Origin of the sequence: Brevibacterium luteolum (genome assembly GCF_013004595.1) — a bacterium.
Taxonomy (GTDB): Bacteria; Actinomycetota; Actinomycetes; order Actinomycetales; family Brevibacteriaceae; genus Brevibacterium; species Brevibacterium luteolum.
In genome coordinates this window covers 18,411-45,108 of sequence record NZ_JABEMC010000011.1, presented here as the reverse complement: position 1 = coordinate 45,108, position 26,698 = coordinate 18,411, and the positions used below count along the sequence as shown (strand labels likewise).

At 67.6% G+C, this 26,698-nt stretch carries 31 protein-coding genes; 14 read left to right on the top strand and 17 right to left on the bottom strand.

The genetic code is table 11. From position 1 onward, the window contains the following. Positions 1-45 precede the first annotated feature (45 nt). Together HLA91_RS12655 and HLA91_RS12650 are read left to right on the top strand one after the other, a co-directional pair. A complete protein-coding gene (locus HLA91_RS12655) occupies positions 46-498 on the top strand; it encodes a DUF6392 family protein (protein WP_170274989.1) in 453 nt (150 codons plus the stop codon). Between the two features lie 20 nt (positions 499-518). Then, positions 519-1,040 (top strand): O-acetyl-ADP-ribose deacetylase, encoded by a 522-nt coding sequence (locus tag HLA91_RS12650; protein ID WP_165884801.1) that lies wholly within the window; start codon positions 519-521, stop codon positions 1,038-1,040. Here the strand turns inward: HLA91_RS12650 and HLA91_RS12645 are convergent. Both HLA91_RS12645 and HLA91_RS12640 read right to left on the bottom strand, forming a co-directional pair. After that, a complete protein-coding gene (locus tag HLA91_RS12645; RefSeq protein ID WP_170274988.1) occupies positions 1,021-1,755 on the bottom strand; it encodes a hypothetical protein in 735 nt (244 codons plus the stop codon). The two genes, HLA91_RS12650 and HLA91_RS12645, sit on opposite strands and share 20 nt — an antisense overlap. A gap of 97 nt (positions 1,756-1,852) precedes the next feature. Next, positions 1,853-2,329 (bottom strand): OsmC family protein, encoded by a 477-nt coding sequence (locus HLA91_RS12640; RefSeq protein ID WP_170274987.1) that lies wholly within the window; start codon positions 2,327-2,329, stop codon positions 1,853-1,855. A gap of 239 nt (positions 2,330-2,568) precedes the next feature. Here HLA91_RS12640 and HLA91_RS12635 point away from each other — a divergent pair, with 239 nt between their 5' ends. The 3 genes from HLA91_RS12635 to HLA91_RS12625 all read left to right on the top strand — a co-directional run bounded on the left by HLA91_RS12635 (position 2,569) and on the right by HLA91_RS12625 (position 5,987). Continuing rightward, a complete protein-coding gene (locus tag HLA91_RS12635; RefSeq protein WP_170274986.1) occupies positions 2,569-4,056 on the top strand; it encodes a peptide MFS transporter in 1,488 nt (495 codons plus the stop codon). Between the two features lie 112 nt (positions 4,057-4,168). After that, positions 4,169-5,236: a DUF808 domain-containing protein gene (locus HLA91_RS12630; protein ID WP_170274985.1), complete on the top strand. Its 1,068-nt coding sequence runs from the start codon at positions 4,169-4,171 to the stop codon at positions 5,234-5,236. A gap of 31 nt (positions 5,237-5,267) precedes the next feature. Continuing rightward, entirely contained in the window at positions 5,268-5,987 is a 720-nt protein-coding gene (locus HLA91_RS12625) for a PIG-L deacetylase family protein (RefSeq protein WP_170274984.1), read from the top strand. A gap of 76 nt (positions 5,988-6,063) precedes the next feature. On the opposite strand, the gene tpx is transcribed toward HLA91_RS12625, so the two are convergent. The 4 genes from tpx to HLA91_RS12605 all read right to left on the bottom strand — a co-directional run bounded on the left by tpx (position 6,064) and on the right by HLA91_RS12605 (position 9,773). After that, positions 6,064-6,561, bottom strand: coding sequence for a thiol peroxidase (gene tpx / locus HLA91_RS12620; protein ID WP_170274983.1), 498 nt, complete (start codon positions 6,559-6,561; stop codon positions 6,064-6,066). A gap of 66 nt (positions 6,562-6,627) precedes the next feature. Further along, entirely contained in the window at positions 6,628-7,653 is a 1,026-nt protein-coding gene (locus HLA91_RS12615) for a DUF368 domain-containing protein (protein WP_170274982.1), read from the bottom strand. 103 nt (positions 7,654-7,756) lie between these two features. Then, on the bottom strand, positions 7,757-8,818 hold the full coding sequence (locus HLA91_RS12610; protein ID WP_170274981.1) for a zinc-binding dehydrogenase: 1,062 nt from the start codon (positions 8,816-8,818) through the stop codon (positions 7,757-7,759). Positions 8,819-8,903: 85 nt separating this feature from the next. Continuing rightward, positions 8,904-9,773: a uracil-DNA glycosylase gene (locus HLA91_RS12605; protein ID WP_170274980.1), complete on the bottom strand. Its 870-nt coding sequence runs from the start codon at positions 9,771-9,773 to the stop codon at positions 8,904-8,906. 157 nt (positions 9,774-9,930) lie between these two features. Here HLA91_RS12605 and HLA91_RS12600 point away from each other — a divergent pair, with 157 nt between their 5' ends. The 3 genes from HLA91_RS12600 to HLA91_RS12590 all read left to right on the top strand — a co-directional run bounded on the left by HLA91_RS12600 (position 9,931) and on the right by HLA91_RS12590 (position 12,142). Next, the gene (locus HLA91_RS12600) at positions 9,931-10,854 is read left to right on the top strand and encodes a patatin-like phospholipase family protein (protein WP_165883216.1); all 924 of its coding nucleotides are present in this window, start codon (positions 9,931-9,933) and stop codon (positions 10,852-10,854) included. A 140-nt stretch (positions 10,855-10,994) separates the two neighbouring features. Beyond that, positions 10,995-11,495, top strand: coding sequence for a 4'-phosphopantetheinyl transferase family protein (locus HLA91_RS12595; RefSeq protein ID WP_170274979.1), 501 nt, complete (start codon positions 10,995-10,997; stop codon positions 11,493-11,495). A 56-nt stretch (positions 11,496-11,551) separates the two neighbouring features. Then, a complete protein-coding gene (locus tag HLA91_RS12590; RefSeq protein WP_170274978.1) occupies positions 11,552-12,142 on the top strand; it encodes a protein-L-isoaspartate O-methyltransferase family protein in 591 nt (196 codons plus the stop codon). Between the two features lie 113 nt (positions 12,143-12,255). On the opposite strand, the gene HLA91_RS12585 is transcribed toward HLA91_RS12590, so the two are convergent. Then, positions 12,256-12,918, bottom strand: a complete 663-nt coding sequence (locus HLA91_RS12585; RefSeq protein ID WP_170274977.1) for a peroxiredoxin — start codon at positions 12,916-12,918, stop codon at positions 12,256-12,258. Between the two features lie 120 nt (positions 12,919-13,038). Further along, a complete protein-coding gene (locus HLA91_RS12580; RefSeq protein ID WP_170274976.1) occupies positions 13,039-13,872 on the bottom strand; it encodes a siderophore-interacting protein in 834 nt (277 codons plus the stop codon). 220 nt (positions 13,873-14,092) lie between these two features. Between HLA91_RS12580 and HLA91_RS12575 the strand changes: the two genes are divergently transcribed. Continuing rightward, on the top strand, positions 14,093-15,709 hold the full coding sequence (locus HLA91_RS12575; RefSeq protein ID WP_170274975.1) for an inorganic phosphate transporter: 1,617 nt from the start codon (positions 14,093-14,095) through the stop codon (positions 15,707-15,709). A gap of 67 nt (positions 15,710-15,776) precedes the next feature. Here HLA91_RS12575 and HLA91_RS12570 read toward each other — a convergent pair whose 3' ends face one another. From HLA91_RS12570 to HLA91_RS12555, 4 genes are read right to left on the bottom strand one after another with little or no spacing between them, the layout of a single operon-like run. Then, positions 15,777-16,250, bottom strand: a complete 474-nt coding sequence (locus tag HLA91_RS12570) for a SufE family protein (protein ID WP_102162758.1) — start codon at positions 16,248-16,250, stop codon at positions 15,777-15,779. Continuing rightward, on the bottom strand, positions 16,247-17,155 hold the full coding sequence (locus tag HLA91_RS12565; RefSeq protein WP_170274974.1) for a rhodanese-like domain-containing protein: 909 nt from the start codon (positions 17,153-17,155) through the stop codon (positions 16,247-16,249). The genes HLA91_RS12570 and HLA91_RS12565 overlap by 4 nt, the downstream gene beginning before the upstream one ends. A 54-nt stretch (positions 17,156-17,209) precedes the next feature. Beyond that, positions 17,210-17,749, bottom strand: a complete 540-nt coding sequence (locus tag HLA91_RS12560) for a DUF1697 domain-containing protein (protein ID WP_170274973.1) — start codon at positions 17,747-17,749, stop codon at positions 17,210-17,212. Then, positions 17,746-18,186: a YchJ family protein gene (locus HLA91_RS12555; protein ID WP_170274972.1), complete on the bottom strand. Its 441-nt coding sequence runs from the start codon at positions 18,184-18,186 to the stop codon at positions 17,746-17,748. Before HLA91_RS12555 ends, HLA91_RS12560 begins: the two co-directional genes overlap by 4 nt. 62 nt (positions 18,187-18,248) lie before the next feature. Here HLA91_RS12555 and HLA91_RS12550 point away from each other — a divergent pair, with 62 nt between their 5' ends. Next, positions 18,249-18,833, top strand: coding sequence for an HhH-GPD-type base excision DNA repair protein (locus HLA91_RS12550; protein ID WP_102162761.1), 585 nt, complete (start codon positions 18,249-18,251; stop codon positions 18,831-18,833). A gap of 70 nt (positions 18,834-18,903) precedes the next feature. On the opposite strand, the gene HLA91_RS12545 is transcribed toward HLA91_RS12550, so the two are convergent. Then, entirely contained in the window at positions 18,904-20,172 is a 1,269-nt protein-coding gene (locus HLA91_RS12545) for a CPBP family intramembrane glutamic endopeptidase (protein WP_170274971.1), read from the bottom strand. A gap of 163 nt (positions 20,173-20,335) precedes the next feature. Beyond that, positions 20,336-21,187: an alpha/beta fold hydrolase gene (locus tag HLA91_RS12540; protein WP_102162763.1), complete on the bottom strand. Its 852-nt coding sequence runs from the start codon at positions 21,185-21,187 to the stop codon at positions 20,336-20,338. 146 nt (positions 21,188-21,333) lie between these two features. On the opposite strand from HLA91_RS12540, the gene HLA91_RS12535 reads away from it, so the two are divergent. The 3 genes from HLA91_RS12535 (at position 21,334) to HLA91_RS12525 (ending at position 24,349) form a co-directional block, all read left to right on the top strand. Further along, positions 21,334-22,824, top strand: coding sequence for a VWA domain-containing protein (locus tag HLA91_RS12535; protein ID WP_170274970.1), 1,491 nt, complete (start codon positions 21,334-21,336; stop codon positions 22,822-22,824). Between the two features lie 147 nt (positions 22,825-22,971). Further along, entirely contained in the window at positions 22,972-23,622 is a 651-nt protein-coding gene (locus HLA91_RS12530; protein ID WP_338076743.1) for a DJ-1/PfpI family protein, read from the top strand. A 25-nt stretch (positions 23,623-23,647) separates the two neighbouring features. Next, a complete protein-coding gene (locus HLA91_RS12525) occupies positions 23,648-24,349 on the top strand; it encodes an MgtC/SapB family protein (protein ID WP_170274968.1) in 702 nt (233 codons plus the stop codon). Between the two features lie 3 nt (positions 24,350-24,352). On the opposite strand, the gene HLA91_RS12520 is transcribed toward HLA91_RS12525, so the two are convergent. Together HLA91_RS12520 and HLA91_RS12515 are read right to left on the bottom strand one after the other, a co-directional pair. After that, positions 24,353-24,637 carry a YdeI/OmpD-associated family protein gene (locus HLA91_RS12520; RefSeq protein ID WP_170274967.1) on the bottom strand — a complete coding sequence of 95 codons (285 nt, stop codon included), beginning with the start codon at positions 24,635-24,637 and terminating at the stop codon, positions 24,353-24,355. A 151-nt stretch (positions 24,638-24,788) separates the two neighbouring features. Next, positions 24,789-24,998: a hypothetical protein gene (locus HLA91_RS12515; RefSeq protein WP_170274966.1), complete on the bottom strand. Its 210-nt coding sequence runs from the start codon at positions 24,996-24,998 to the stop codon at positions 24,789-24,791. Between HLA91_RS12515 and mobA the strand changes: the two genes are divergently transcribed. Beyond that, entirely contained in the window at positions 24,991-25,581 is a 591-nt protein-coding gene (gene mobA, locus HLA91_RS12510) for a molybdenum cofactor guanylyltransferase (RefSeq protein WP_170274965.1), read from the top strand. The two genes, HLA91_RS12515 and mobA, sit on opposite strands and share 8 nt — an antisense overlap. 10 nt (positions 25,582-25,591) lie before the next feature. Here mobA and HLA91_RS12505 read toward each other — a convergent pair whose 3' ends face one another. Further along, positions 25,592-26,560 carry a WcbI family polysaccharide biosynthesis putative acetyltransferase gene (locus HLA91_RS12505; protein ID WP_170274964.1) on the bottom strand — a complete coding sequence of 323 codons (969 nt, stop codon included), beginning with the start codon at positions 26,558-26,560 and terminating at the stop codon, positions 25,592-25,594. Between the last annotated feature and the right edge of the window lie 138 nt (positions 26,561-26,698).

The window sequence follows — 26,698 nt, the reverse complement described above, 5'->3', positions numbered from 1 at the left end:
CCAGCCCCTCCCGCTTCACACGTGAGCGACTGTAAGCTGTGTCACATGAACGCGCTGCCCGTGTCCGGAAACATCCTTCCCCTCAGTCGCGCTGTCGGCCGCCGCTGCGATGACATCGCCGTCCTCTCCGCCATGCTCGTCGTCGGGGAGAATCCGCTGCGCACGGAATCCGATGACTGCGTGTGGTGGACCTTCGTCAACTCCGGTGTCGAGTTCCTCTTCGCCTCCGGCACGCTGGCCGAGGTGGAGCTGCGCCTCGTTTACGACCGCACCGGTTCCTTCAACGGCATCGTCGTGCCCTCCTGGCTCGTTGAGTCGTGGTGGTGCCGGCCGAATGCCGCGCAGGTGCACAAGACGTTCGGCGCCCCGCAGCGGGTCCACGCCCTGTTCGAGGACAACACGGCCGGCGCCGAGGTGTTCAACCTGGAGACGACCGAGATCCGCACCGAATACGACGTCAACGGCGGGCTGTGCTCCGTCTCGCTGACCGTCGCCTGATCCGAAGGAGCAGCTTGACTATGCGCATCACCCTGCGCACCGGAGACATCACCGCCGAGACCTGCGAAGCGATCGTCAATGCCGCCAACTCCTCCCTGCTCGGCGGCGGCGGAGTCGACGGCGCGATCCACCGGGCAGCCGGACCGGACCTGCTCGAAGAGTGCCGGAAAGTCCGTGCCGAGCAGCTGCCCGACGGCCTGCCCGCCGGCCAGGCGGTCGCGACTCCGGCCGGAAACCTGTCTGCTGACTGGGTCATCCACACCGTCGGCCCGAACCGGCACGCCGGCCAGACCGATCCCGAGGTGCTCGTCTCCTGCTATGCGGAGAGCCTGAGAGAGGCGCAGCGTATGGGAGCCAGGACGGTGGCGTTTCCGGCGATCGGCGCCGGGGTCTACGGCTGGTCGGCTTCCGAGACCGCTGAGGCCGCCGGGCAGGCATGCTCCGCCCAGGGCTGGGAGGGCATCGACGAGGTGCGCTTCGTGCTCTTCTCCCCTGACATCCACGCAGCCTTCGCCCAGGTGTTCACTGAGGCTGACGGCTGAGCCTGAGGATGTAGCCCGAGACCACCTGTGATTCCAAGCCGTGGTCGGCTGCTTCACGTCGGTAGTCCTCGATCATCAGCGAAGCGGTGATCTCCCGCGGTTCGGTCGCGACCTGCCGCAGCACCGCACCGGCGGCATCACGCTGGGTGTAAGTCACCTGCATGTGCCCGTTCTCGCGCCGGTACTCCCCGGTGACAGTGTGCGCACCGACAGTGATGTCCTCGATGAAGACCTGCGGAGCGTCTGGCGCGGTCTGCGCGTCGGCGTCTTCCGGGTCGTCTGCGTGCGGGGACCCGGCGGTGATGAGTGCGATGCCGGAATCGGTCAGCGACTCTGCGATGAGCTGCCACAGCAGACCCCGGGCATCGGCGTCGAGGATGCCGAGCACATGGGCGACGAGGATGACCGGCACACTGCCGGGAGCCGGCAGCTGGGCGCGCAGCTCTTCTGCGTGCTCGGCTGCGACCGGCAGCGGGATGACGGTGACGCGCTCACGCATCCTCGCATCAGCCCCGAGCCGGCCGAAGAGCACGGCGCGCATGATCGCATCAGGTTCGCACGCGATGAGATCGGCGTGCGGGAACCGCTCATGCAGGCGCGTGCTGCCGATGCCCGACCCGGCCCTGTACTCAACGATCGGACCCGCCGAGGTGCTGACCGCCTCGGCGACGGCGGGCCCGATGTGGGCCATGAGCCGCTGCCAGGCGGCACCCATGAGCAGCTCATGCTACTCGGCCACGCCGGCAAACCAGGTGTCATCCATGGCGGTCATCCTAGGTGCGCAGGCGCCGCCGGCACGAAGCGCTGGGCGCTTATGCGTCCTGAGAGCGTGCTGCGATGTCGGGGCTGACCTCGGAGGTCATCGTCACCGGTGCGCCGTTCTCGATTGTGCGCGAGACGGTGCAGTAGCGGTCGTGGGAGAGCGTGAGCAGCCGCTCGACCATCTTCGCCGACTGCCGGCCGGCCTGGTCGTCGGGGAAGGCGAGGTCGAAGTGCAGCCGGATGTCATCGAGCCGGGAGGCCTCATCGTCCTCGACGATCTTCTCGCCGGTGGCGGTGATGTCGAAGCGCTCGGGTTCGGTGCGGCGGGTGGTGACGGTGTCGAGATCGATGGCCGAGCAGCCGGCGGTGGCCGCCAGCAGCAGCTCGACGGGAGTCATGAGCCCCTCGCCGCGGCCGAACTCGATCTCAGCGCCCGAGGCGGTGCGCGCCCGGTAGCGGTTCTCCGTGATCCTGGTCACCTCGACGCGGCGCTGTGCGTCGCCGCCGGTGGTCTCCTGTGCAGTCATGACCACATCCTGCCACCGCCCGCGAGGCCATGTACAGCGCGGCCGGGCTGTCAGCGACGGCGGTGGTGGAGGCGGTGGCGGAGGAGGCCAGGTCAGCAGCTGGAGGGTGTGAGCCAGGCGGCAGGGCGCGTTGGCGCGAGCTGTGTCACAGGAGTAGAGTGTCGGCGGCCTTCAGCACTGCCCCGGCACCTGCCGGCCCCTGGTCTGAAGGCAGCGACCGAATGACAAGGACTAAGGATATGACTGGCTCGTCTCAGACGGACGCCTCGGCTCTGAGCGCTGAGGACATGCGCAACGACACTCGCTTCTTCGGCCACCCGCTGCCGCTCATGCAGCTGTTCGGCCTCGAGATGTGGGAGCGCTTCTCCTACTACGGCATGACCGGCATCCTGGCCCTGTACCTGTACTTCAACACCACTGACGGCGGGCTCGGCATCCACCAGCCGACGGCCCTGGCGATCGTCGGCGCCTACGGCGGCGCAGTCTTCCTCGCCACCGTCGGCGGGGCCTGGCTGGCCGACCGGGTGTTCGGTACCGAACCGGTGCTGTTCTGGTCTGCCGTCATCATCATGTGCGGTCACATCGCCCTCGGCGTGCTGCCCGGGGTCGGCGGCGTGGCCGTCGGTCTCATCCTCGTCGCGCTCGGCTCCGGCGGCCTCAAGGCCACCGCCAGTGCGATCGTCGGCACGCTCTACACAGAGAAGGACACCCGCCGCGAGGCCGGATTCTCGCTGTTCTACATGGGCATCAACATCGGCGCCTTCCTCGGCCCGCTGCTCACCGGCTGGCTGCAGAAGAGCATCGGCTTCCACGTCGGCTTCGGTGCTGCCGCCGTCGGCATGGCCATCGGCCTCGTCGTCTACATGACCGGACGCAAGAACATCCCCGCCTCGGCGAAGATCGTCGTCAACCCGCTGCCGGCTGGTCAGCGCTGGAAGTTCGGTGCGGGCGCGATCGGCGTCATCGCCGTCATCACCGTGCTGTGGATGTCGGGGTTCATGAACGCCGACAACCTCGCGATCTGGACCACCCTCGTCTGCCTCATCGCCGCGACCGCCTACTTCACCGTCATCCTGCGCAGCAAGGAGATCACCGAGGTCGAACGCTCCCGCACCCTGTCGTTCATCCCGTTCGTGCTGGCGACGGTGGCGTTCTGGTCGCTGTACCAGCAGATCTTCAACGTCCTCACCGCCTACTCCGACACCGAGCTCAACCGCAGCATCTTCGGCTGGGAGATGCCGATCGCCTGGATCGCGCTCATCCCGCCGGTCTTCGTCATCGCCCTGGCCCCGGTGTTCTCCGCGATCTGGCTCAAGCTCGGCGACCGGCAACCGGCCACCCCGATCAAGGCCGGGCTGTCGCTGCTCGTCATCGGCGGGTCCTACCTGCTGTTCCTGCCGTTCGCGCAGTCGCACGGCAACACCGTGCCGCTGCTGTGGGTGACGTTCATCCTCGCGCTCTTCGTCGTCGCCGAGCTGCTCATCTCCCCCATCGGCCTGTCGGTGGCCACCCGCCTGTCGCCGAAGGTGTTCACCTCGCAGATGATCGCCCTGTACTTCCTGGGCTCCGGTGTCGGCACCTCGCTGTCCGGTGTGTTCGCGACGTACTACGACGCGAACAACCAGGTGCCGTACTGGACGACGCTCGGCCTGGCCTCGATCGTCGCCGGCCTCATCGTGCTGCTGACGGCCAAGCCGGTCATCCGGCTCATGCGCGGCGTCAAGTGACCGTGCCGATGAGCGCCGCTTCAGCGCCGGTGGGCCGTAAGATGTCAGCTATGACAGCGAGGACCCACCTGCACGATCCGCGCGCGGCGCACACCGCCTCGGGAGCCGGACGATGAGCGGCGGCATCGTCGCACTGCTCGACGATATCGCCGCGATGGCGCGCATGGCGGCTGCCAGCGCCGACGATGTGGCAGCCGCGACCGCCCGCGCCAGCGCGAAGGCCGCCGGTGTCGTCGTCGACGACGCCGCCGTCACCCCGCAGTACGTGCACGGTGTCTCCCCGGCACGCGAGCTGCCGATCATCTGGAAGATCGCACTCGGTTCGCTGCGCAACAAGCTGCTCATCATCCTGCCGGCCGCACTGCTGCTCAGCCAGTTCCTGCCGTGGGTGCTCACGCCGCTGCTCATGATCGGCGGCTGCTATCTGTGCTTCGAAGGCGCCGAGAAGGTCTGGGAGAAGCTGCGCGGCCACCACGCGGAGAAGGAGCAGCCCACGCAGCTGCAGGGTGAGAAGAGCGAGAAGCAGGTCGTCACCGGTGCGGTGCGCACCGACTTCATCCTCTCGACCGAGATCATGGTCATCTCCCTCAACGAGGTCGCCAGCGAGCCGCTCGTCAACCGCACGATCATCCTCATCGCCGTCGCCGTCGGCATCACGGTACTCGTCTACGGCGTTGTCGCGCTGCTGGTGAAGATGGACGACATCGGCCTGGCGATGACGCAGAAGGAGTCTGCTGGCACGCAGAAGTTCGGCCACTTCCTCGTCGCTGCGATGCCGCGCGTGCTCGATGCGATCTCGATCATCGGCACCTTCGCCATGCTGTGGGTCGGCGGACACATCCTGCTCGTGGGCACCAAGGACCTCGGCTGGGACGGACTCTACGGCGTCGTCCACCACCTCGAGGGCTACGGCGCTGCCGTGCCGGCGGTCGGGGCGGTGCTCGGCTGGCTCATCAACACGATCTGCTCGCTCATCCTCGGCCTCATCGTCGGGCTCCTCATCGTCGGCGTCATGCACCTGCTGCCCTTCGGCCACGGCACGAAGGACAGCGGCGAGGACGCCGAGCAGAGTGCCCCGGCGAGCACCGGCTCCGCTCCCGGAGCGCAGTCCGGCCCCGACCCTGCAGGCGGCTCCCACGCCGCCGGCGACGGACCGGAGGCGGCAGACGAGTCCCGCTGAGATGTGCCCGCCCATGGCCTAGGGTGGATGCATGAGCGATCTCGAATTCTTCGACACCACCGGCATCGACCGCGTCCTCGGCGTCGTCGCCCATCCCGACGACATGGAATACGGCGCCTCATGCGCCGTCGCAGCCTGGACAGCGGCCGGGATCGATGTCTCCTATCTTCTGCTGACCGCCGGTGAGGCCGGCATCCGCGACATGGATCCGGCCGAGGTCGCATCGTTGCGCCGCCGCGAGCAGGAGGCCGCCTGCGCCGAGGTGGGGGTTGAGTCGCTGACGATCCTCGACTTCCCTGATGGTCTCGTCGAGGCCGACCATGCGCTGCGCCGGGCGATCGCCCGGCAGATCCGGTCCTACCGCCCGCAGGCGATCATCACGCTGCCGTGGAAGCTGGAGGTCAGCTTTGGGCTCAACCACGTCGACCACCGCAATGTCGGCCTGGCTGTCATCGATGCGATCCGCGATGCCGACAATCCGTGGGTCTTCCCCGAACTGCGCGACGAGGAGGGCCTGGAGGCGTGGAAGGCGGACTGGCTGCTCGTCTCGGGTGATGAGCCGACCTGCGCTGTCGATGTCACCGGGGAGCCGCTGGAGCGCGGCATCGCCTCGCTGTCAGCCCACGAGGTCTACCTCGACGCCCTGCCGGGGCACCCCGCCCCGCGCGAGATGCTCGAGGGCATGACCGCTGCTGCCGGTGAGCGCGCCGGCGTGGCCAACGCCGTGGGGTTCCGCGCGATTCAGATGTGAGCAGCCGGCTGGATCTGTGCAGATCCAGCCGGCTGTCGGTGATGCGCCGGTTTCCGGCGCCGAGGTGGTGGGCGCGTCAGCCCAGGGCGGCGACGGCTGCGTCGTAGTCCGGTTCCTGGCCGATCTCCGGGACGAGCTGGGAGTGCAGCACGACGCCGTTCTCGTCGAGCACGACGACTGAGCGGGCGAGCAGGCCGGCCAGCGGGCCGTCGGTCATGCGCACACCGTAGTCATCGCCGAAGTCGGTGCGGAAGGCCGAGGCGCTGGTGACGTTGTCGAGTCCCTCCGCGCCGCAGAACCGGCCGAGGGCGAACGGCAGGTCCTTCGAGGCGCAGATGACAGCGGTGTTGTCGAGCGTGCCGGCGAGCTCGTTGAACTTGCGCACGCTCTCAGCGCACACGCCGGTGTCGACGCTGGGAAAGATGTTGAGCACGACGCGCTTGCCGGCGACATCGGCAGAGGTGACTGAGGACAGGTCGGTGCCGACGAGTTCAAAGGCAGGTGCCTTGCTGCCGGTCTCAGGCAGCGAGCCGTTGGTGCTGACAGGATCTCCCTGGAATGCGGTAGTAGCCATGCCTTCACCTTACGCGTCTGCACACCCCTGGCAAATGGCAGACGGTCACAATGAGACTCCCGGCCCTCAGCGTGCCGGCTTGTGCTCGACGTCGAGTTCCTCGTCGTGGCCGACCGGCGAATAGCGGGATTCGACGAGGATGAGGATGAGCACGGCGGCGGCACCGGCGAGCGCCAGCAGCACGGGCCCGGCGATCGGGGCGGTCGGCAGGATGAGCGCGCCTACACCGTGGGTCTCACCCCTGGCGTCCGGGGTGCCGTCGCTCTGCCACGGCCACAGGGCGCGCAGCGAACCGAACATCAGCCCGGCCATGACGAGCAGGGTCACCCGCCTGTGGTGGGTGAGCAGATAGCGCAGCAGGCTCACGAAGCTGGCAAGACCGAAGACCGCGCCGAGGCCGAAGATCGCGATGTAGCCGAGGTCGCGTTCGCTGATCGCTGTCATCGTCGTAGCGTACAGACCCACTGCCAGCAGGAAGAACGATCCCGACACGCCGGGGATCACAAGCGCGCAGACCGCCACGGCAGCAGCGAAGAACACGACGATCAGCGAGGGGTCGGCATCGTTGCCGCCGCCGGCGAAGCCGACCATGATGAACGCGGCTGCGGCGGCTAGGACGAACATGATGACGCCCACGGCCCGATGCTGGCCCGGTCGCCGGGCCGGAAGCATGCGCAGCGGGACCAGGATGCTCACGAGCACGAGACCGAAGAACAGTCCGCGGGAGTGCTCGGGATAGGCGGCGACGAAGTCCTTCATCACCCCCGCGATCGAGAGCACGGCAGTCGCCATGCCGATGAGCACGGGGATGATGAGCATCCACTGGGTGCGGCGCAGCTCGGTCATCATCCCGTTGATCCGGTCGGGTCCGACGACGAGCTTCTTGGCAGCGGAGATGACATGGGAGGCCGAGCCGATGAGCTCGTCGTAGATGCCGGTCACCAGCGCGATCGTGCCACCGGAGACGCCGGGGACGAGCTCGGCGCACCCGATGAGGAATCCCCGCAGCATGTCGAGCGGCACGAGGTGCCACGGTCGGCGCGGGGCACGCGGCGGCTGGCCGGCATGCGGGGTGTGGGCCTGATGCGACATAGGGTCCTCGGAGTCTCGGCAGATGGTCCGTCGAATATCGTAGGCCCGCCGCTTCAGAGTTTCCTGAGGCGGCGGGCCGTGTCGATGCCTGATGCAAAATGCGTCAGGTGTTGGGGTAGACGAGGATCTTCACATGCTGTTCGTTGTTGTTGATGAGCTGGTCGAAGCCCTTCTCGACGAGGTCATCGAGCGGGATCTTCGCGGTGATGAACGGGGCGAGGTCGAGCTTGCCGGAGCGCACGAGCTCAATGGTCGCTGGGTGGTCGTTGGCATAGCCGATGGTGCCGCGCAGGTCGATCTCCTTGAGCACGAGCTGCGACATCGCGACCTCGGGGTTGAAGCCCCAGATCGAGACGTTGACGATGACCGCACCGGGACGCACTGCATCGAGCAGCATGTCGAGGACGGCTGGTACCGAGGAGCACTCGAAGCCGACGTCTGCGCCCTGGCCGTCGGTTCGCTTGCGGACCTCGTCGGCGACGTTGACCTCACGGGGGTCGAAGATCTCATCGGCCACACCGGTCTCACGCGCCTTGGCCTTACGGGCCTCGGAGAGCTCGGAGATGTAGACCGTCAGGCCCTCGGCCTTGAGCACGGCGGCGGTCAGCAGGCCGATCGGCCCGGCACCGCCGACAATGGCGACGTCGCCGGTCTTCGCATCCGAACGGACGTAGGCGTGATGGCCGACCGAGAGCGGTTCGATGAGCGCGGCCTGGTCAAGCGGGATATCACCGACCGGGTGCACCCAGCGGCGTTCGACGACGATCTTCTCCGACAGGCCACCGCCCCGGCCACCGAGGCCGATGAAGTTCATATTCGGCGACAGCTGGTAGTCCGACCCCTCACCGGTGTCGACGCCTTCGGCGATGATGTAGGGCTCAACGACGACGGACTCACCGACGGTGAGGTCGTCGACGCCCTCGCCGAGGGCGGTGATCGTGCCGGAGAACTCGTGGCCCAACGTCACCGGAGCCTCTTCCCCTGAGATCGGGTGCGGGCTGCCCTTGGGCGGGACGAAAATCGGGCCTTCGAGGTACTCGTGCAGATCGGTTCCGCAGATGCCGCACCAGGCGACGTCGATGGCGACGGTGCCGGGCTTGAGCTCCGGCTCGGGGATGTCTTCGATGCGGATGTCGTGGTTGTCGTAGTAGCGTGCAGCTTTCACGATCGTGAACCTTTCGCGAGACGGACAGCCGATCCGACTGCCTGCCTCCAGATTACGACCGGGCAGGCGTCCTATGCACGTTCTCTCATGAGTCGGGACTCAGGGTTTCACCAGTGTTCACCTGGTGAATCACCTTTGCCCGGGCAAACACCGCATCGAGCATGTCAGTCGTCAACCGGCCAGTGAAGGTGTTCTGCTGGCTGGGATGATAGCTGCCGAGCAGCCGCACCGCCACACCATCTGGCCGGGTGAGGACCGCCTCGGCGCCGTGGCCGAACCGCGGCTGGGGGCGCGGGACATCCCAGCCCATGGCGCGCACACCGGACAGGGTCGCCTGCCAGGCGATCCCACCGAGAGCGATGAGGATTTCGAGGGTGGGGATGAGCTGGAGTTCGCGCCGCAGCCACCCGGCACAGGCGTGCCGTTCGTCTGGGGTGGGTTTGTTGTCCGGCGGGGCGCAGTGGACCGGGGCGATCGTGCGCGCGCCGGTCATGACGAGTCCGTCGCCTGCCACCTTCGAGTCGGGCTGGGAGTTCATGCCCGCCCGGTAGAGCGCAGCATGGACCCAGTCGCCGGACCGGTCACCGGTGAACATCCGCCCGGTCCGGTTCCCGCCGTGGGCCGCCGGGGCGAGGCCGATGATGCCCAACCACGCCTCCGGGTCCCCGAGCGAGGCGACCGGCCTGCCCCAGTACGGCTCCCCGGCAAAGGATGCGCGCTTGTCGTGTGCGACCGATTCGCGCCAGTCGACGAGCCTCGGGCAGGCCCGGCACTTCGTCACCCGGGCATCGAGCTCAGCCAGGGTGCGTGCACGATCGGCCAGGCGGGTGACGTCCTCAGCACTGCGGGCCACCGGGGTGCTGCGCTTGGCAGGATCTTCCGGCCAGCCCTGGCCGGCAGGCACCGGCGAGGCGAAGAGCTGGCCGGTGAGCGGGTGCGGCAGGCGTTCGGTCATGTCCTGAGCCTAGCCTGCTGAACCTATCCGGCAAGCTGTCTTGTGCTTCACTATGGATGTCTGCGGCACAGGACTGCGTGCGGGCATGGCTGATCTCACGGAAATCGGGACGGCCTGAGCCCACCCGAAGAGGCGCGTGGTGTCGTAGATTGGAGCCATGCCAGGAGACGACACAACAGCTGGCGCGGCTCAGCTGCACAGCACGGTGACCGACACGGCTCTCATCTTCGAAGGCGGCGGAATGCGCGCAGCGCTGACGTCGGCGATGGTCATCCGCCTGCTCGAGGAGGAGATCTACTTCGACTGGGTGGCAGGCATCAGCGCCGGTGCGACGAACACCGCGAACTACCTCTCGCATGACCCGTGGCGAGCCCGCCGCTGCTTCGTCGAGTTCTCCGCTGACCCGAACTTCGGCAATATGCGCACGTTCCTGCGCGGGCAGGGCCTGTTCAACTCCGAGTACATCTACCAGGGCACCTCGCAGCCGGATGAGGCGCTGCCGTTCGACTGGGAGACCTTCGAGGCCAATCCGGCGGAGTTCGCCATCGCGGCTGTCGATGTGGAATCCGGTGAGGAGCGGATCTGGTCGCGCGCCGATGTCGATGAGATGCACGACCTGATGACGGCCGTCCAGGCATCGTCGACGATGCCGGTGGTGATGCCGCCGGTGACGATCGGCGAGCGCACCTATGTCGACGGTGCGCTCGCCGAGCACGGCGGGATTCCGCTGCCGACCGCCCAGCGGGCCGGTTACGAGAAGTTCCTCATCGTGCTGACCCAGCAGCGTGACTATGAGAAGGCCCCGCAGCGGTTCCCGGCCTTCTACCGCAGCTACTTCCGCCGGCACCCGGCGGTCGCCGATGCGCTGCTGGGCCGGTGGAAGCGCTACAACGAGATGCGCGAGCAGGTCTTCGAACTCGAACGCCAGGGCAAAGCGTATGTCTTCGCACCGGAGATCATGCCGGTGTCCAACGGCGAGCGCAATCTTTCGAAGCTCGCCGCAGCCCACCGGATGGGCCTGTCGCAGGTGCGCCGCGAGATGCCGGCGATCCGCGAATTCCTCGGTCTCGACGGCTCATGAACCTGCCGCCTGGGGTCACCAGGCTCACCGTCCCGTGCCCGCGCCGACCCGATGTGCCCATGTGGATCGCCGACTTCAGCGCATGCACGACAGACGTGTCCTCGTCCCCGGGACGATCGGCTGGTTCTGCTGAGGCAGCGATGCGGATGCAGATCAGCCGGCAGGTGCTTGCCGGCTGGCTGCAGGTGCCGGTCGAGTCCGTGGACCTGGACAGTGATGAGTGCGGCGCTCCCCTGCTGTTCGTCGACGGCGCGCCTGGCCCTTTCGTCTCATTTGCCAGTTCCGGAGGTCTGCTGGCGATCGCGGCAGCCGATGTCCGCCTCGGCGTCGACATCGAAGCGCGAGCCACCCGGCAGACCGCGACCGAGGTCGCGGCGCTGCTGCATCCGGCCGAACAGGCGGCGATCGCCCAGGCTGAGCCCGCCGAGCAGGCTGTCGTGTTCACCCAGCTGTGGGTGCGCAAGGAGGCACTCCTCAAGGCCTACGGGACCGGCCTGCTGCGCGATCTCGCCGCCGATGACGTCACCACCGCCTCGGGCGCGGGGGCCAGCATGTGCCTGTGCGACGTCACCGTTCCCGCTGACGTCGTACCAGTGGCAGCTGAGGAGCCGTTCCACGCTGCCCTGTGCCTGGCCGGCTGAGGCCAGCCCGGACACAGGCAGGGTTCCTACACTGGTGGCAGCAAAGGAGTGAGGACATGACCGCAGCCGCCCGCCCATCGGAGATCCGCGAGGTGATGGAGCGCCTCGACCGCGCCCGGTTCCTGCCTGCCCAGCACCGCCGCAGCAGCCAGTGGGACCGGCCGGTGCCGATCGGCTACGGGCAGACGAACTCCCAGCCGAGCACGGTGGTGGCGATGATGGACCTGCTCCAGGTCCACCCGGGGATGCGGGTCCTCGACATCGGCTGCGGCACCGGCTGGAGCACCGCGATCCTCGCCGAGCTCGTCGGGCGTGAGGGCTCTGTCACCGGTGTCGAGCGGATCAGTGCGCTGGCCGACACCGCCCGGCAGCTGCTGGCAGACATCGACACCGTCGAGATCGTCGAGGCGACCGGCGGGGTGTTCGGACTGCCGGATGCCGAGCCCTTCGACCGGATCCTCGTCTCGGCTGCCGCCACCCAGCTGCCCGAAGAGCTCATCGACCAGCTCGTTCCCGGCGGCATCCTCGTCATCCCGGTCGGCTCGACGATGCTGCGGGTGAAGAAGCTCGTCCAGGGCGAGGTGCACATCACCGAACACGGCGGCTACGCCTTCGTCCCGCTCATCCGCGAGGCCCACGGAGACTGAGATTCCGCGGCCTGCAGACGACTGCGGCCCCGCCGGTGGGCGGGGCCGCAGAACAGTCAGCAGCCGGTGACCGGAGCGCGCCGGTCAGCCGTCATGCGCACGTCAGCGCGGTGTCAGCCGCAGCCGACAGCGCCGGTGCCAGCGGCGTCGGCCTTGACGCGGGCGGTGCGCAGGTAGGAGTAGTGCTCCTCGACGTCGTCGAACTTCTCCTTCGCCTCAGCGGTCGGCACCTCCGGGGGCACGATGACCTTGTCGCCGGGCTGCCAGTCGACGCCGGTGGCGCATTCGCCGCGGTCGGCTTCCTGCAGGGCGTCGATGACGCGCAGAATCTCGTCGAAGTTGCGGCCGGTGGACTTCGGGTAGGTCATCGTCAGGCGGATCTTCTTAACCGGGTCGATGACGAACACCGAGCGCACCGAGGAGGTGTCGCCCTCGCCGGGGTGGATCATGTCGTAGAGCTCGGCGACCTTCTTGTCCGGGTCGGCGATGATCGGGTATTCAACGGTGGTGTTGTTGTACTCGTTGATGTCGGGGATCCACTGGGCGTGCTCCTCGTTCGTGTCGACCGAGAGCGCGATCGGCTTGACGCCGCGCTTGTCCCATTCGGCCTGCAGCTGGGAGACGCGGCCGAGCTCGGTGGTGCACACAGGGGTGAAGTCGGCTGGGTGGGAGAAGAACACGACCCACTCGTCACCGGCCCAGTCGTGGAACGCGATGGGTCCCGTCGAGGTCTCGCTGGTGAAGTCAGGGGCGGTGTCTCCAAGGTGAAGGGACATGTCGATGCCTTTCTGCAGCGAACCAACGGGGATATGTCTATACATTATCTCGGATCGGCGCGCAACAATAGTTGCCCCTGCCTTATATGACCGGCGCCACACACGGCTGCGGCACCGGATTCAGCTGCCGGTGGCGGCTTGTTCGCTGGCCTCCATCTCGGCAACGAACTCGCGCTTGGAGGACTGCCATTCGTCCTCGGTCATGCCCAGCCGCCAATAGCCGGAGATCGAGGCGGCGGACTTCTCCACTCCCCGTTCGACGAAGAGGAACCGGCGCAGATCCTTGATCATCTCAGCGACGCCGTGGATGAAATAGGCGACCTCGCCTGCAGGCGGGGTGAAGTCGCGCACGGCAGCGGCAAGCGCGGTGCCCGGTGTCGCGCCGTCGCGGGCGACCCACTGCAGTGTCGCGTCTTCGGGTTCGGGCATCTCGAAGCGGGCACGCTGGTGGGCGATCTCGATGAAGGCCGTCGCCGAGGTGCCGGCTGGCAGGGCATCGAGGGCGGCGGCGATCGCCGGGGCTGCCGACTCATCGCCGGCGAGCACGATGTGCACTCCGGCCGGTGGCGCCCAGGCACCGCCGGGACCGAAGAAGGCGAACCGGTCACCGGGTTCAGCGTCGCGGGCCCAGGGGCCGGCGAGTCCCTCTTCACCGTGGATGACGAAGTCGATCTCCGCCTCCCCGGTCTCCGTGTCGACGCGGCGCAGCGTGTAGGTGCGGGTGACCGGCGCATCGGGCCGGGTGCGGTCTTCGAGCACCTCGGCGGCATCGTCGGGCCAGGCGTACTCGGCACCGGCGGGCGGGAAGAGCAACTTGATGTAATGGTCGGTGTACGGCACGTCGAGGCCGATGAGATCACTGCTGGTGACGGTGAGGCGGATGAGCTCATCGGAGAGCCCCCGCCGGGAGGTGACGGTGCCGTGGCGCAGAGTGCGCTTCTTCGCTGGCGCCATTGCGGCAACCTGCCTTTCGCATGTAGGGATCTGGCCGGGTGCGGCCACGGCCCCACCCTACCCCACCGGTAGTTAGGACAACCTCATTCGCGTACTGGGCAGGTGCCCGGCGCCTCGGGAACGGCGAGAGTACGCCCAAAACTCCTCTGGAATTCAGCCACAGGCCACCTGTGGTGCCGACAATCCAGTGAAAGCAAGCGCTTATGTGTCTGGAGGAATCATGGCAGACGATACGATGACCCGCGGCGCACATGCTCCGGTGACGCGAGGTTTTCTCGGCCCCGACAAGTGGTGGCACATCTGGTTCGGACTGCTGCTGGCGGCAGCGTTCATCGGCTTCACGTTCTGGTCGTTCGGCTATGTCGGCCAGACCCAGTTCCGGCTCGTGCTCATCACCACGATCATCTTCGGCATGTTCATGGCCTTCAACATCGGCGGCAATGACGTCGCCAACTCGTTCGGCACGAGTGTCGGCGCTGGGACGCTGACGATGAAGCAGGCGCTCATGGTCGCCGCCGTCTTCGAGGTCTCCGGTGCGGTGCTCGCCGGCGGTGATGTCACCGATACGGTGCGCTCGGGCATCGTCGACCTCGGCGGGATGCAGGTCGACCCGATGGACTTCGTGTTCATCATGATGTCGGCACTGCTCGGCGCGGCCGTGTGGCTGCTGGTGGCCACCCGGATGGGCTGGCCGGTCTCGACAACGCACTCGATCATCGGCGGCATCGTCGGCGCGGCTGTCACCCTCGGCATCGTCACCGGCACCGGTGGACTGGAGATGGTGCAGTGGGGTCAGATCGGCCAGATCGCGATCTCCTGGGTGCTCTCCCCCGTGCTCGGCGGGCTCGTCGCCTACGTGCTGTTCGGCCGGATCAAGAAGCACATCCTCGTCTACAACGAGGAAGCCGATGAGAAGCTGCGCCAGCTGCGCGTGAGCCGGGCAGAGCTGCGCAACCGGCACAAGCAGTCGTTTGAGCGGCTGACGGAGCTGCAGCAGATCGCCTACACCAATGTCATGGCCCGCGATGCCGCGCAGGTGAACCTGCCGGACTTCAAGCGCGAGGAGCTCGAATCCGACTACTACCGGGAGCTGTACGACCTGCAGCAGGAGGCCGAGCAGGTCGATGCGCACCGCGCGCTGCAGGTGTGGGTGCCGCTGCTGGCTGCCGGCGGATCGATCATCATCGGCTCGATGCTGCTGTTCAAGGGGCTGAAGAACCTCGACCTGTCGATCGACGGTGTCGGCAACTACCTCATCCTCGGCATGATCGGTGCGTCGGTGTGGATGGCGGTGTTCATCTTCGCCAAGACGCTGCGCCACCACGACCTGTCACGCTCGACGTTCCTGCTCTTCAGCTGGATGCAGGTGTTCACCGCCTCGGCGTTCGCGTTCTCCCACGGCTCGAATGACATCGCCAACGCCGTCGGCCCGTTCGCAGCGATCATCGATGTGCTCAAAACGCAGTCGGTGGCTGAGGAGTCGGCGGTGCCGGCGGCGATCATGGTCACTGCCGGTGTCGCGCTCATCGCCGGGCTGTGGTTCGTCGGCCGCAAGGTCATCCAGACCGTCGGCACGGGCCTGACGAAGATGCACCCGGCCTCCGGGTTCGCCGCCGAGCTCGCCGCAGCCGGTGTCGTCATGGGTGCGTCGGTGCTCGGCCTGCCGGTGTCCTCAACACACATCCTCATCGGCGCGGTGCTCGGCGTCGGCCTGGTCAACCGAGCGGCGAACTGGAACCTCATGAAGCCGATCGCTCTGGCCTGGGTCATCACCCTGCCGGCGGCAGCGCTCATCGGCTCGGTCGGCGTCGTCACGCTGCGCGCACTGCTCGGCTGAGCCAGGTGCAGCCTCAAGCGGCTGCGGCCAACTGCGGGCGCTGGCCCTCGGGTGGGCCCTGCGGGGTTCAGCCGAGCGCCTTCTCCTTGACCTGCCGCTGGATGCGGGCGAGCATCCCGGACATGCCGCGCAGCCGCAGCGGGCTGACGGAGTCGTTGAGCGAGAGCTTGAGCGCCAGGTCCGAGGGCACCTCGAGGATCTCCTTGGCCGTGAGCCCATTGAGACCCTCGTGCAGGATGCCGGCGAAGCCGCGGGTCGTCGGCGCCTCGGGCGGGGCGGAGAAGAACAGCCGCACCTCAGCGTCCTCGCCAGCCGGCGCCTCTGTGCTGGCCTGCTCGCCGTCGCCGACTTCGGTGACGAGGAAGATCGGCGACTGGCACTCCGGGACCGGTTCGAGCAGCTCGGGGTGGTCGGCGTAGCGCTCGGGCAGGCCGGGCAGCTCGTTGCTGAATTCGAGCAGCAGCTGCAGCTTGTCCGGTTCGGCCAGGGCTGCGAAGTCGTCGATGATCTCCTGCAGCGACTCAGGAAGGTTCTCGCTCATGCGCGTCCGGGCACCTCCCCGCGGTCTTCGCCCTTGACGATCGGCACGCGCACGGCGTTGCCCCATTCGGTCCAGGAGCCGTCGTAGTTGCGCACCGACTCGTAGCCGAGCAGGTAGCGCAGCACGAACCAGGTGTGGCTGGAGCGCTCGCCGATCCGGCAGTAGGCGATGATGTCATCGTTGCGGTCGAGGCCGACCTCGTCGGTGTAGATCGCTTCGAGTTCGTCGCGGGAGCGGAAGGTGCCGTCCTCGTTGGCCGCCCGCGCCCACGGCACCGAGGCGGCCGTCGGGATGTGCCCACCGCGCAGGGCGCCCTCTTCGGGGTAGTCGGGCATGTGGGTGCGGGCACCGGTGTACTCCTCCGGCGAGCGCACGTCGATGAGCGGCTTGCCGAGGTGGTCGAGCACATCGGTCATGAAGGCGCGGCTGCCGGCGTCGACTCGCTCGACGACCGGGTATTCGGTGGCCTCGCGCTTGGGGGCGTCGGTCGTCATCTCACCGCCGGAGGCGATCCAGGCCGCACGCCCGCCATCCATGAGGCGCACATCCGGGTGGCCGAAGAGCTCGAAGACCCACAGCGCGTAGGCGGCCCACCAGTTGGACTTGTCGCCGTATATGACGACGGTGTCCTCGCGGCTGATGCCCTTCTTCGACATGAGGGCGGCAAAGCCCTCGCCGTCGAGGTAGTCGCGGGTGACGGGGTCGTTGAGTTCGGTGTGCCAGTCGACCTTGACGGCTCCGGGAATGTGGCCGGTCTCGTAGAGCAGGACGTCCTCGTCGCTTTCGACGATGACAAGTCCGTCGTCGCCGAGGTGTTCGGCGACCCAGGCGGTGCTCACGAGCTTCTCGCCGTGGGCGTAGTCGCTGAACTTCTCATTCGGGTCGGCCGCGGGGCGCTGTGTCACTGAACCTCCATAGGGGTGTGGCTTCTTGAGTGCGTAACGGCACGCCTGCCCATCCTATTCCGCCCGGTCGCACAGTGCCGAGACGGCCGCCAGGGTGCGGACGTTGCGGGCGGTGACGGTGAAGCCCAGCCGGCGTTCGAGCAGGCTGTGGGAGACCTTCGAGCCGTGCACGCCGCGATCGTGCCAGACTCGCACGTGATCGTCTGCCCAGGCGGCCTGTTCGCCGCCGGTGAGCGGCAACGCGCAGCGGCCGGACTCGGCGACGGGCGCGGCGAAGAGGTAGACGAGTTCGGTGCTGGGATTGTCGGCGATCCCGGCGAAGGGATCGTCGGCGAGGATCTCTGCGAGTTCGGCTGCGGTGCGGGTGACGACCGGGACTGCGAATCCGTACGTCTCCTCGACTGCCGCGGTGAGGCGATCGGCGAAGGCGGCCGGCGCCTCGGGCGGGGTGCACACGAGGTTGCCGCTGGCCAGGTGGGTGGCGATGTCTCCGGCGCCGAGGCGGCCGGCGAGTGCGCGCAGTTCGGACATCGGCACGCGGTTGCGTCCGCCGACGTTGATGCTGCGCAGAAAGAACGCGCTGCGCTGGCTCATCGCGACCCCGCCGGCTGGCCGGAGGCTTCGAGGGCGTCGACGTAGACCCAGCGGCCGGCGCGCTTGGCGAAGGTGGAGACCTCGTGGATGATGTGCTTCTCGCGGTCTTCGATGCAGTGGGCGCGGAATTCGACGATGCCCTCGGTGTCGTCTTCTCCCCCGGCTTCGGTGCGCAGGATCTCCAGGCGCACCCAGTCAGCGACCGGCGGGGTGGTGTCGGCTGGGCGAGTGCGCGGATCCCACGTGCGGAAGAGGTGGTCGCCGTTGCCGGTGGCGAAGGCGGAGTAGCGCGAGCGCATGAGCGCCTCGGCGGTGGCAGGCCAGGTCTGCAGGTTGAGGGCGGGCTGGCAGCAGTCGCGGAAGGCTGCACCTATCGGCAGGCCGCCGCACGGGCAGGTCGCACCGCCGCTGCTGCGGGAGAACGCATGCGTTGTCATGGATCCGACGCTAGCAGGATCGGCGCAGGCACAGGAATGTCCAGTGCTGACACAATAGGGGCATGACGACTCTGTATCTGGCGACCGAGCCGGCCGCTGACAAGCTGCTGGCTGAGAATCCCTTCGCCCTGCTGACTGGAATGCTCCTCGATCAACAAGTCACCATGGAGTCCGCTTTCGCCGGACCGGCCAAACTGGCCGAGCGCCTCGGCGGCTACTCCCCCGAGCTGGTGGCCGAGGCCGATCCCGAGGAGTTCCTCGAGGCGTTCAAGGAAAAGCCGGCCGTCCACCGGTTCCCGAAGTCGATGGCTGAGCGGGTGCAGAAGCTCGCGGCCACGATCTGTGCCGACTACGACGGCAAAACCGAGGCGCTGTGGACTGCCGGCGACCCGGATGGGGCCGAGGTGCTCAAGCGGCTGAAGAAGCTGCCGGGCTTCGGCGATCAGAAGGCGAAGATCTTCTTATCGCTTTTGGGCAAGCAGTTCGATCTGCAGGCTGAGGGCTGGCGTGAGGCGGCCGGTGAGTACGGGGATGAGGACGCGCTCATCTCTGCTGCTGACATCGTCGATGATGAGACGCTGCAGCAGGTGCGGGAGAACAAGAAGGCCCGCAAGGCCGCGGCGAAGGCAGCCAAGCAGAAGAAGTGATTATCGACCGCTTAAAGCGGTTGAGAAATGCAGCGGCCGGGACCCGATCGAATCCCGGCCGCTGTCGTTGTCACTGCTGGTCCGGCCAGCCGGGCGGCTGCTGACCTGGCTGCTGGCCACGATGCTGACCTGTCTGCCCGGGGACGGGCTGGCTGGGTCCGGGCTGGCCGGCGTTCCCGTCCTGCCAGCCGGTGCCGAAGTGCTGTGGCGGCGCCGCCTCGGGAGCGGGCGGCTGTCCGGCATCGGCCCGCGCGTAGTGATCGTACGGCAGCGGGGCTGGCGCCTCGGCACCCCACTGCTGCACCGGAGCTCCGGTGGTCGCGGCGCCGCGGCGCGGAATCTCCTCGGCCACCCCGTACATCTGGACGCTGCGCACTCGGGCGAGGATGATCGCTGCGGCGGAGACGACGAGGATCGCAGCGACCGGGATGAGCATGAACGGCCCGCCGGCACCGGCCGAGCGGTCGATCTCCTGGGCGATCTCACCGCTGAAGGTCGCGGTGACGAACAGGGCGACGTTGTTGATCGCGTGGATGACGATCGGTGCCTCCAGACCGCCGCTGTAGTGGGCGAGGAGGGAGAGGAAGACGCCGAAGAGCCAGTAGTACAGGATCAGCCACGGGTCACCGGCCATGTGGGCTGCGGCGAAGAGCACAGAGCTGACGGCGGTGCCGAGGATGAGCGACGGGATGGGCCCGCGCACCCAGGCGCCGGCGATGCGCTGGATGACGCCGCGGAAGACGTACTCCTCAGCTGCAGCCTGGAACGGGGTAGTGAGCAGGACGACGACGAGGTAGAAGATCGTCATGCCGGCCGGCAGCGGGGCGTAGGCATCCCAGTCGCTGCTGACGACGAGCAGTGTGATGTAGATGGCGAAGCCGATGCCGATGGGGATGAGGCTCCACAGAAGCCACGTCCAGCGGAACCGTCCGACCACCGAATTGAGGAAGCCGATGCGCTGCCGGAACAGGAAGCGGTGGAAGATGAGCGCGACGACGGCGAGTGCGATGAGTGAGAGGTTGGTGGCCAGCAGCATGAGCGGCGACATACCGATCTCGCCCTCCATTGCCGCTTCGATATCGAGCTGACCGGTGGCCAGGTCGATGATGCCGGCGATGAGGGTGAAGACGAAAGAGGCGACCAGCATCGTGATGAGCAGCGCGATGATCGTGATGACGCCCTTCCACCAGCGGTTGCTCGGCAAACGGTAGAACTCCGAATGCGTCTGACCGCGCTCCGCGGCGGAGGGAGCGGTCGAGGGGTCAGCTGCGGGCAGATCCGCTGCGGCGTACGGAGCGCTGGCTGGTGTGGGCTGGCCGACCGAAGCTGCCGGTGCCATGGGCGCCGCGTGGTGGTCTGGGCTGCGGCCGGTCTCAGGGCCGGGGGCAGTGTGCGGCTGGGGATGTGGGGAACGCGTGGGGTCCGGGTGTCCGGGCTGGTCATCATGCATGACACCAAAACTACCAGCGCGCGACCGCCCTGCGGCTCACGTGCGGTGACGCTTATGAGATGAAGAATCGCCGCAGCGCGGCGAGGAACTCCTGGGGCTTCTCCGAGTGGATCCAGTGCCCGGCTCCCTTGATGGTGATCTTGAGCATGCGCGGGAACAGGGCGCGCATCGCCGGGGTGTACTCCGGCTTGATGTAGTCGGACTTCTCTCCGGCGGCCCAAAGGACGAGCCGGTCGTAGGTCCTGCCGTCTGTGTCGGGGAAGTCTCCGATTCTCGACAGGGAGCGGCACAGCAGGTCGAGATTCGGCTCCCAGTAGTAGCCGTCATCACCGGGTCGCAGGTTCTGCAGCAGGAAGCCGCGCACACGGTCATCGGGGATGTCTGTGGCGAGTTTCTCATCAGCCTCACTGCGGGAGTCGACGGTGGAGAGGTCGAGGGCGCGCAGGGTGTTGAGCAGGTGGGAGAAGCCGCTGCCGGCATCGTGTGAGGAGTCTGCGCTGCTGACCGGCGAGATGTCCTCGACGACGAGGCGGTCGACCAGCTGGGGGTGACGTAGGGCGAGCATCATCGCGACTTTGCCGCCCATCGAATGCCCGACCACACCGACAGGCGACTCCTCGGCACCGAAGGTGACGAGCTCCTCGGCGACGGCATCGGCCATCTCGACGTAGTCGAACTCTTCGGTCCACGGGGATTGCCCGTGGTTGGGCAGGTCGACGAGCAGGCTCGTGCATTCGGGCTCGAGGCCCTTGGCGATCGAGGTGAAGTTCTTGCCGCGGCCGAACAGGCCGTGGAGGAAGACGATCTTCTCGGTGTCACCGCTGCCGCTGCCGATCTGCGTGGTGTGCAGCTTCGTCTGCGCTCGGGTCTCACCGGTGCCGGTCGTCTGGGTCTGTGGACTCATGGCGAACAGTCTAGTGACGAGCCAGCCCCCACGCGCACACAGACGTTATTCAGAGAAAACGGCGTCTCTGTAATTGACCTGACAGTGACATCTGTATAACGTGAACCATGTCCCGTATGAATATATACCTAACTGAGTGAGAGAACATGACGCCTCCCACCCGTTCACGTGGCTTCCGCAGCCTCTTGGCCGCAACCGCGGCTGGATCCCTGGTCGCCGCCACGGCGTTCATCGGAGCTTCCCCTGCTGCTGCGCAGTCCATCGAACCAGCTCCGAACCCATCCCTGCCTGATCGCTGCGGCCTCAACCTCGGCATCGTGCTCGACCTGTCCAACTCCCTGACCGATGCCGATGTCGAAAAGTCCAAGGAAGCCGCCAAGGGCGTCGTCGACACCCTCACCGGCACTCCGAGCTCCGTGGGCGTGCAGACCTTCGCCACCTTCTCCCCGGCCGGCGACAACGCCGATATCCCGGTCACGAGCATCGCCGAATCCGGCAATGCCGCCGGCGTCAAGGACCGCATCGACGGACTCACACGCCCCGCCAGAAGCGACGGCGGCACCAACTGGGACCGCGGCATCGCCCAGGCCCAGGGCAAGAGCTACGACGCCGTGCTCTTCGTCACCGACGGCAAGCCGACCGCCTACGGCACCCCCGGTGAGGGTGACAGCACCGACCGCGGAAGCCGGTTCGACCAGATCGACCTCGACACCGCCATCACCTCGGCCAACGGCGTTAAGGGCGAAGGCACGAAGATGGTCGGCATCGCCGTGGGCAGCGAGCCGACGATCGAGAACATCGTGCAGATCTCAGGCCCGAATGAGAACTCCGACTACTTCTCCGCCGATGACTACAACCAGCTCGGCGAGCGTCTGCGGCAGATCGCTGCCGCCACCTGCGAAGGCAGCGTGACGGTGCTGAAGAAGACGCAGATCGGCGAGGCTGAGCCGGAGCCGGCCGAAGGCTGGGACTTCACAGCCACCAACGCCGACCCCGCGCAGGCCACCACCGATGAGAACGGCGTGGCGAACTTCTCCTATGAGGATCTCGTCTCCAACCCGACAGTGGACACGACGATCACCGAAACGCTCAAGGACGACTTCACGCTGCTGCAGCAGGACGGCAAGAACGCTGTGTGCCGGGAGACCAGCGGTGAGGAGCCGGTCGATGTGCCGGTTGAGAACGCCGGTGAGACCGGCTTCAGCCTGACAGTCGAGCGCGAACAGGTCGTCACCTGCACCGTCGTCAACTCGAAGGCTGGCGACGATCCCACCGAGGAGCCGACCGAGGATCCCACGGATGATCCGACGGAGACCCCGACCGATGACCCGACGGAGCAGCCGACGGACGACCCGAGCGATGATCCGACGGACACGCCTTCGGATGATCCGACCGATCAGCCCAGCGACCAGCCCTCGGACGAGCCCTCGGACGAGCCGTCTGACAAGCCCTCTGACAAGCCCGGTGACGACGACGGCAAGGATGACGACGGCCGCGATGAAGATGGCTCGGGCCGCGACGACGACCGCGACCTGCCGCGCACCGGCGCCGAGGTCGGTATGTCCGTCGGATTCGGACTCGCACTGCTCGCAACGGGTGCCGCAGCTGTCGCGCTTACCCGCCGCAATCGGGCCTGATGACACGCGTGATCACGTGCCGGTGAGCAGGTGATCCATTGGACCCGCTGAGAGGGCGGAGCAGCAGACGATGCTGCTCCGCTCTTGTGCTGCCCGGGTTCAGTCGACCGGAACCTGCTTCGGAGTTCTCCTGCGTAGACTGGGATGGTGGAGAACCGCACTGTCGCCGTCGTCCTGTTCGAGGGGTTCGAAGTGCTCGATGTCTTCGGGCCCGTCGAGCTGCTCAGCGTGTTGCCCGATCACTTCACCATCGTCATGCTCGGGCCCACCGGTGAGCCGGTCGCCAGCCATCAGGGCACCCGGATCGTGCCCGACACCGCCTGCACCGCAGCCCCGGCAGCCGATATCGTACTTGTTCCCGGCGGCTTCGGCACGCGCCGGCTCGTCACCGAGGAGGGGTTCCTCACTTGGCTGCGGGAGTACTGTGCCGACGCCGAGGTGGTGGCTTCGGTGTGCACCGGATCGGCGCTGCTGGCAGCGGCCGGCCTGCTCGATGGGCACCGGGCGACGACGAACAAGCGCGCCTACCGGTGGGCGACGGGCTTCGGAAGCGATGTCGACTGGCAGCCGGTCGCCCGCTGGGTCGAAGACGGCAGCCGCTGGACATCCTCGGGTGTGGCTGCCGGGATGGACATGACCGCTGCCCTCATCGCATCGCTTACGAGCCCGGAGCAGGCCCGTGAGGCCTGCGACTTCGTCGAACTCGACGTCGATGCCGACCCGGGCTGGGACCCCTTCGCTGCACGCAACGGACTCGTCCCCGGCACCGGTGCCCACCGCCTCGGCGACGGCAGCTGACAGAACAGGGAGTGAGGACACCGACGTGGACATTGATCTCGTTTCCGCCGACCTGGGCACCCAGGCCGTGCTGCTGGTGGCCGCCTTCGTGCTCTCGGCGATCATCGGCGTCGAACGCGAGCTGCGTCACAAGAGCGCCGGAGCGCGCACGCACATCCTCGTCGGCCTGGGCGCTGCCCTCTTCACGCTCGTGTCGGTCTACGGCTTCGCCTCAGCTGAGGACGTCACCCGCGATCCCGCCCGGATCGCCGCGCAGATCGTCACCGGCATCGGCTTCCTCGGTGCCGGTGTCATCTTCGTGCGCCAGAACAGCGTCTCCGGGCTCACGACCGCAGCCAGCATCTGGGTGACCGCCTCGGTCGGGATGGCCTGCGGTGCCGGCATGCCGGCTGTTGCGGCGCTGACGGTCGGACTGTACCTGCTGACCGTGTTCGTCGTGACCTTCGCAGTCAAGCGGATGCGCGATCCGCGCCATTCGCGCTACATCACGATCCGCTACGCTGACGGCCACGGTGTGCTGCGCGACATCCTCGCCACCGCCTCGGAGCTGGGATACGAGGCGGCCCTGACCCACACGCAGCGCCTGCACGGCCGGAAGGGCACGATCATCCAGGCGTCGCTGCGCTTCACCCCTGGCCCGGATCTCAAGTCCGGCACGCTGGTCGAAGAGCTGACCGAACTGCCCGGCGTCTACCGGGTCATCGCCGCCACCGAGGAGAACGACTGAGGTTCAGCTGCCCTGGGCGGCCGGTGGCCTGCCGGTGCGCTCGCGGTGCTTGCAGCCGGGCCAGCAGCACGGCCGGCGCATCCCATCCTCAAGCTCCTCGCGGGTGCGCCGGATGCGGCGCTCACGCGTTGCGGCCTGCTTGGCGTCTTCGACCCAGCAGATGAACTCGTTGCGCGCCAGAGTCGTGATGTCCAGCCACGCCTCACGCGCCTGGGCGTGCGCGGTGAGCTCTGCGCCCAGATCCTCAGGCAGCGGATGGACGGCACCGCCGGGCAGATCCTCACTCATGGCGCGATTGTACTCCCGACCGGGACCACCTGGGTGTCGGCGATCCTGTCGCCGAGGTGACGGCCGTCGGAGCGCAGCAGCCTCATGCCCGGAAAGACGAAAAGCAGCGCCCTGCCCGACCAAGTGAGATGTGCAGCGCTGGCCGGGGTACTCAGTGCAGGCGCCGTCGATGATGCCGAGGTGTGCCGTAGGGCCGGTGGTGGTCCAGAGCGGCGAAGGTCAGCACGATCGGCGCGGCTGAGGTGAACGCCGCGACGAGCTGGGCGTGGACATCCTGCGCTCCCGGCGTGCCAGGCGGTCCGCGCCCGAGGCGGTTCTCGCCGCAGGCTGGGATGCGCCCGTAGGCTAGCGGTATGGACACTGCGGCGATCATCCTCACCGGCGGGCGCTCGAGCCGCTTCAGCGGCCGACACACCCCGGGCATCGAGATCGCCGGAACACCGGTTATCGCCTCACTCCTCGCCACCGTTGAGGCCGCCGGGGTCGGCGAGATCATCGTGTGCGGCTCGGCTGCCGGCATCGATGCCAGCGCGCTCACCCGGGTGCAGGTGGTGGCAGAAGAGCCAGCGTTCGGCGGGCCGCTGCACGGCATCAGCTGCGCTCTTGCAGCGCTGCCGGCAGGTGAGAGGGTCATCCTGGTGCTCGCCGGTGACATGCCGGCGATCACCGCGTCACTGCTCGACCGGCTGCGCGAGTCTGCCGCGGCCGCGTCTCCGGCTGCAGCCGTCGACCCGAGTGGGCGGGTGCAGTTTCTGTGTGCGGCCTGGCCCGAGGCGGTGCTCCGGGATGCCGTAGCCGGCCTGGGGTCTGCTGTCGGGCTGCCGGTCAAGGCGCTCTACCGCGGCCGGGAGGTCACCCTCATCCCCGCCACCGAGTCTGAGCTCATCGACATCGACACCCCGGCCGATCTCGACCGCGCTGAACGCGCAACCGACGCCGATTGACTCGGCGCGCCTACGGCAGCAGGGCGTCAAGCCCGAGGATCTCGATGCGCTCCCGGCAGCGGTCCAGCGCCGCCTCGACGAACCCAGGCCGCTGGCAGAACACCGCCTGCTCGGCAGCCACCTGGTCCTCGCTGACCGGCGCATCCCAGTCACGGGACTGCCACGCGTCCTCCCGGGCTCCTTGCCGCAGTTCGGCAGCCAATACCGCTGCCGCTTCCATCCGCACCGGTGCCTCCAGCCCGCCGAGCAGCTCCCGGCCCGGATGCACAGGGGTGACCACCTCCTCGGCGCCGGTGACCTCCGCGGCACGCTGCAGCGTGCGTTCGGCCAGGGTCATGAGGGTAGCGGTGTCGGGGTGGTTGATCGTCGGCCAGTGCGGGGCGGCTGCGAGCACGTCATCCATGACGACGGTGCCGTGGGCGTCCTGCCGGCGGCGCAGCTGGGAGACCGACTCCGCAGCCGCGGCGGTGATGGCCTGCGGGCTCAGCGGTGGCGCGCCGGCCAGCCAGGCGGCGGCATCTGCCGGGTCGCGGCCGGCGGCAGCGGCGATGATGGTGCGCAGGTCCGAATACGGCACCACCGGCGGGTCGAGGCTCGAATCCTGCGGGTCGCGCACGATCGCGTGATACGGGTGCAGCCCGTTGTAGCGCAGGGAGGGGATCCGCACGCTGCCCGCTTCGGGGCGCAGGAGGGCTTCGAGCTGTTCGGTGCCGCACGGCATGCCGCGGTAGTCGGCGTGCACCGGCTGGATGACGAGCACATCGATGCCCTCGATGAGCGCCCGAGCCCGGGCGGTGTCCTCTTCGGTCCATTCGAAGATCGGCGGGATCCGCATGGTGGTGAGCCACCCGCTGGACTCCAGCAGGATGCGCATCGACTCCGCCTGGCAGTTGCCCACCACGACCGCCTTCGGCCGGTCGTCTGCCCACGGTGCGGGGGCGAGTTCGTAGAACGCTGCGTAGTGCTGTCGTCTGCCCATGGCATCTCCTCAGGTCAGCTCATCATCACCACGGCCGCAGTGCTGCCGATGACGGAAATGAGCAGGTAGGATCACAGTACAAGGTTCCTTGACGCCCTGGGAATGGTCCACCCGCTCCCGGGAAAACTGTGGCAGGAG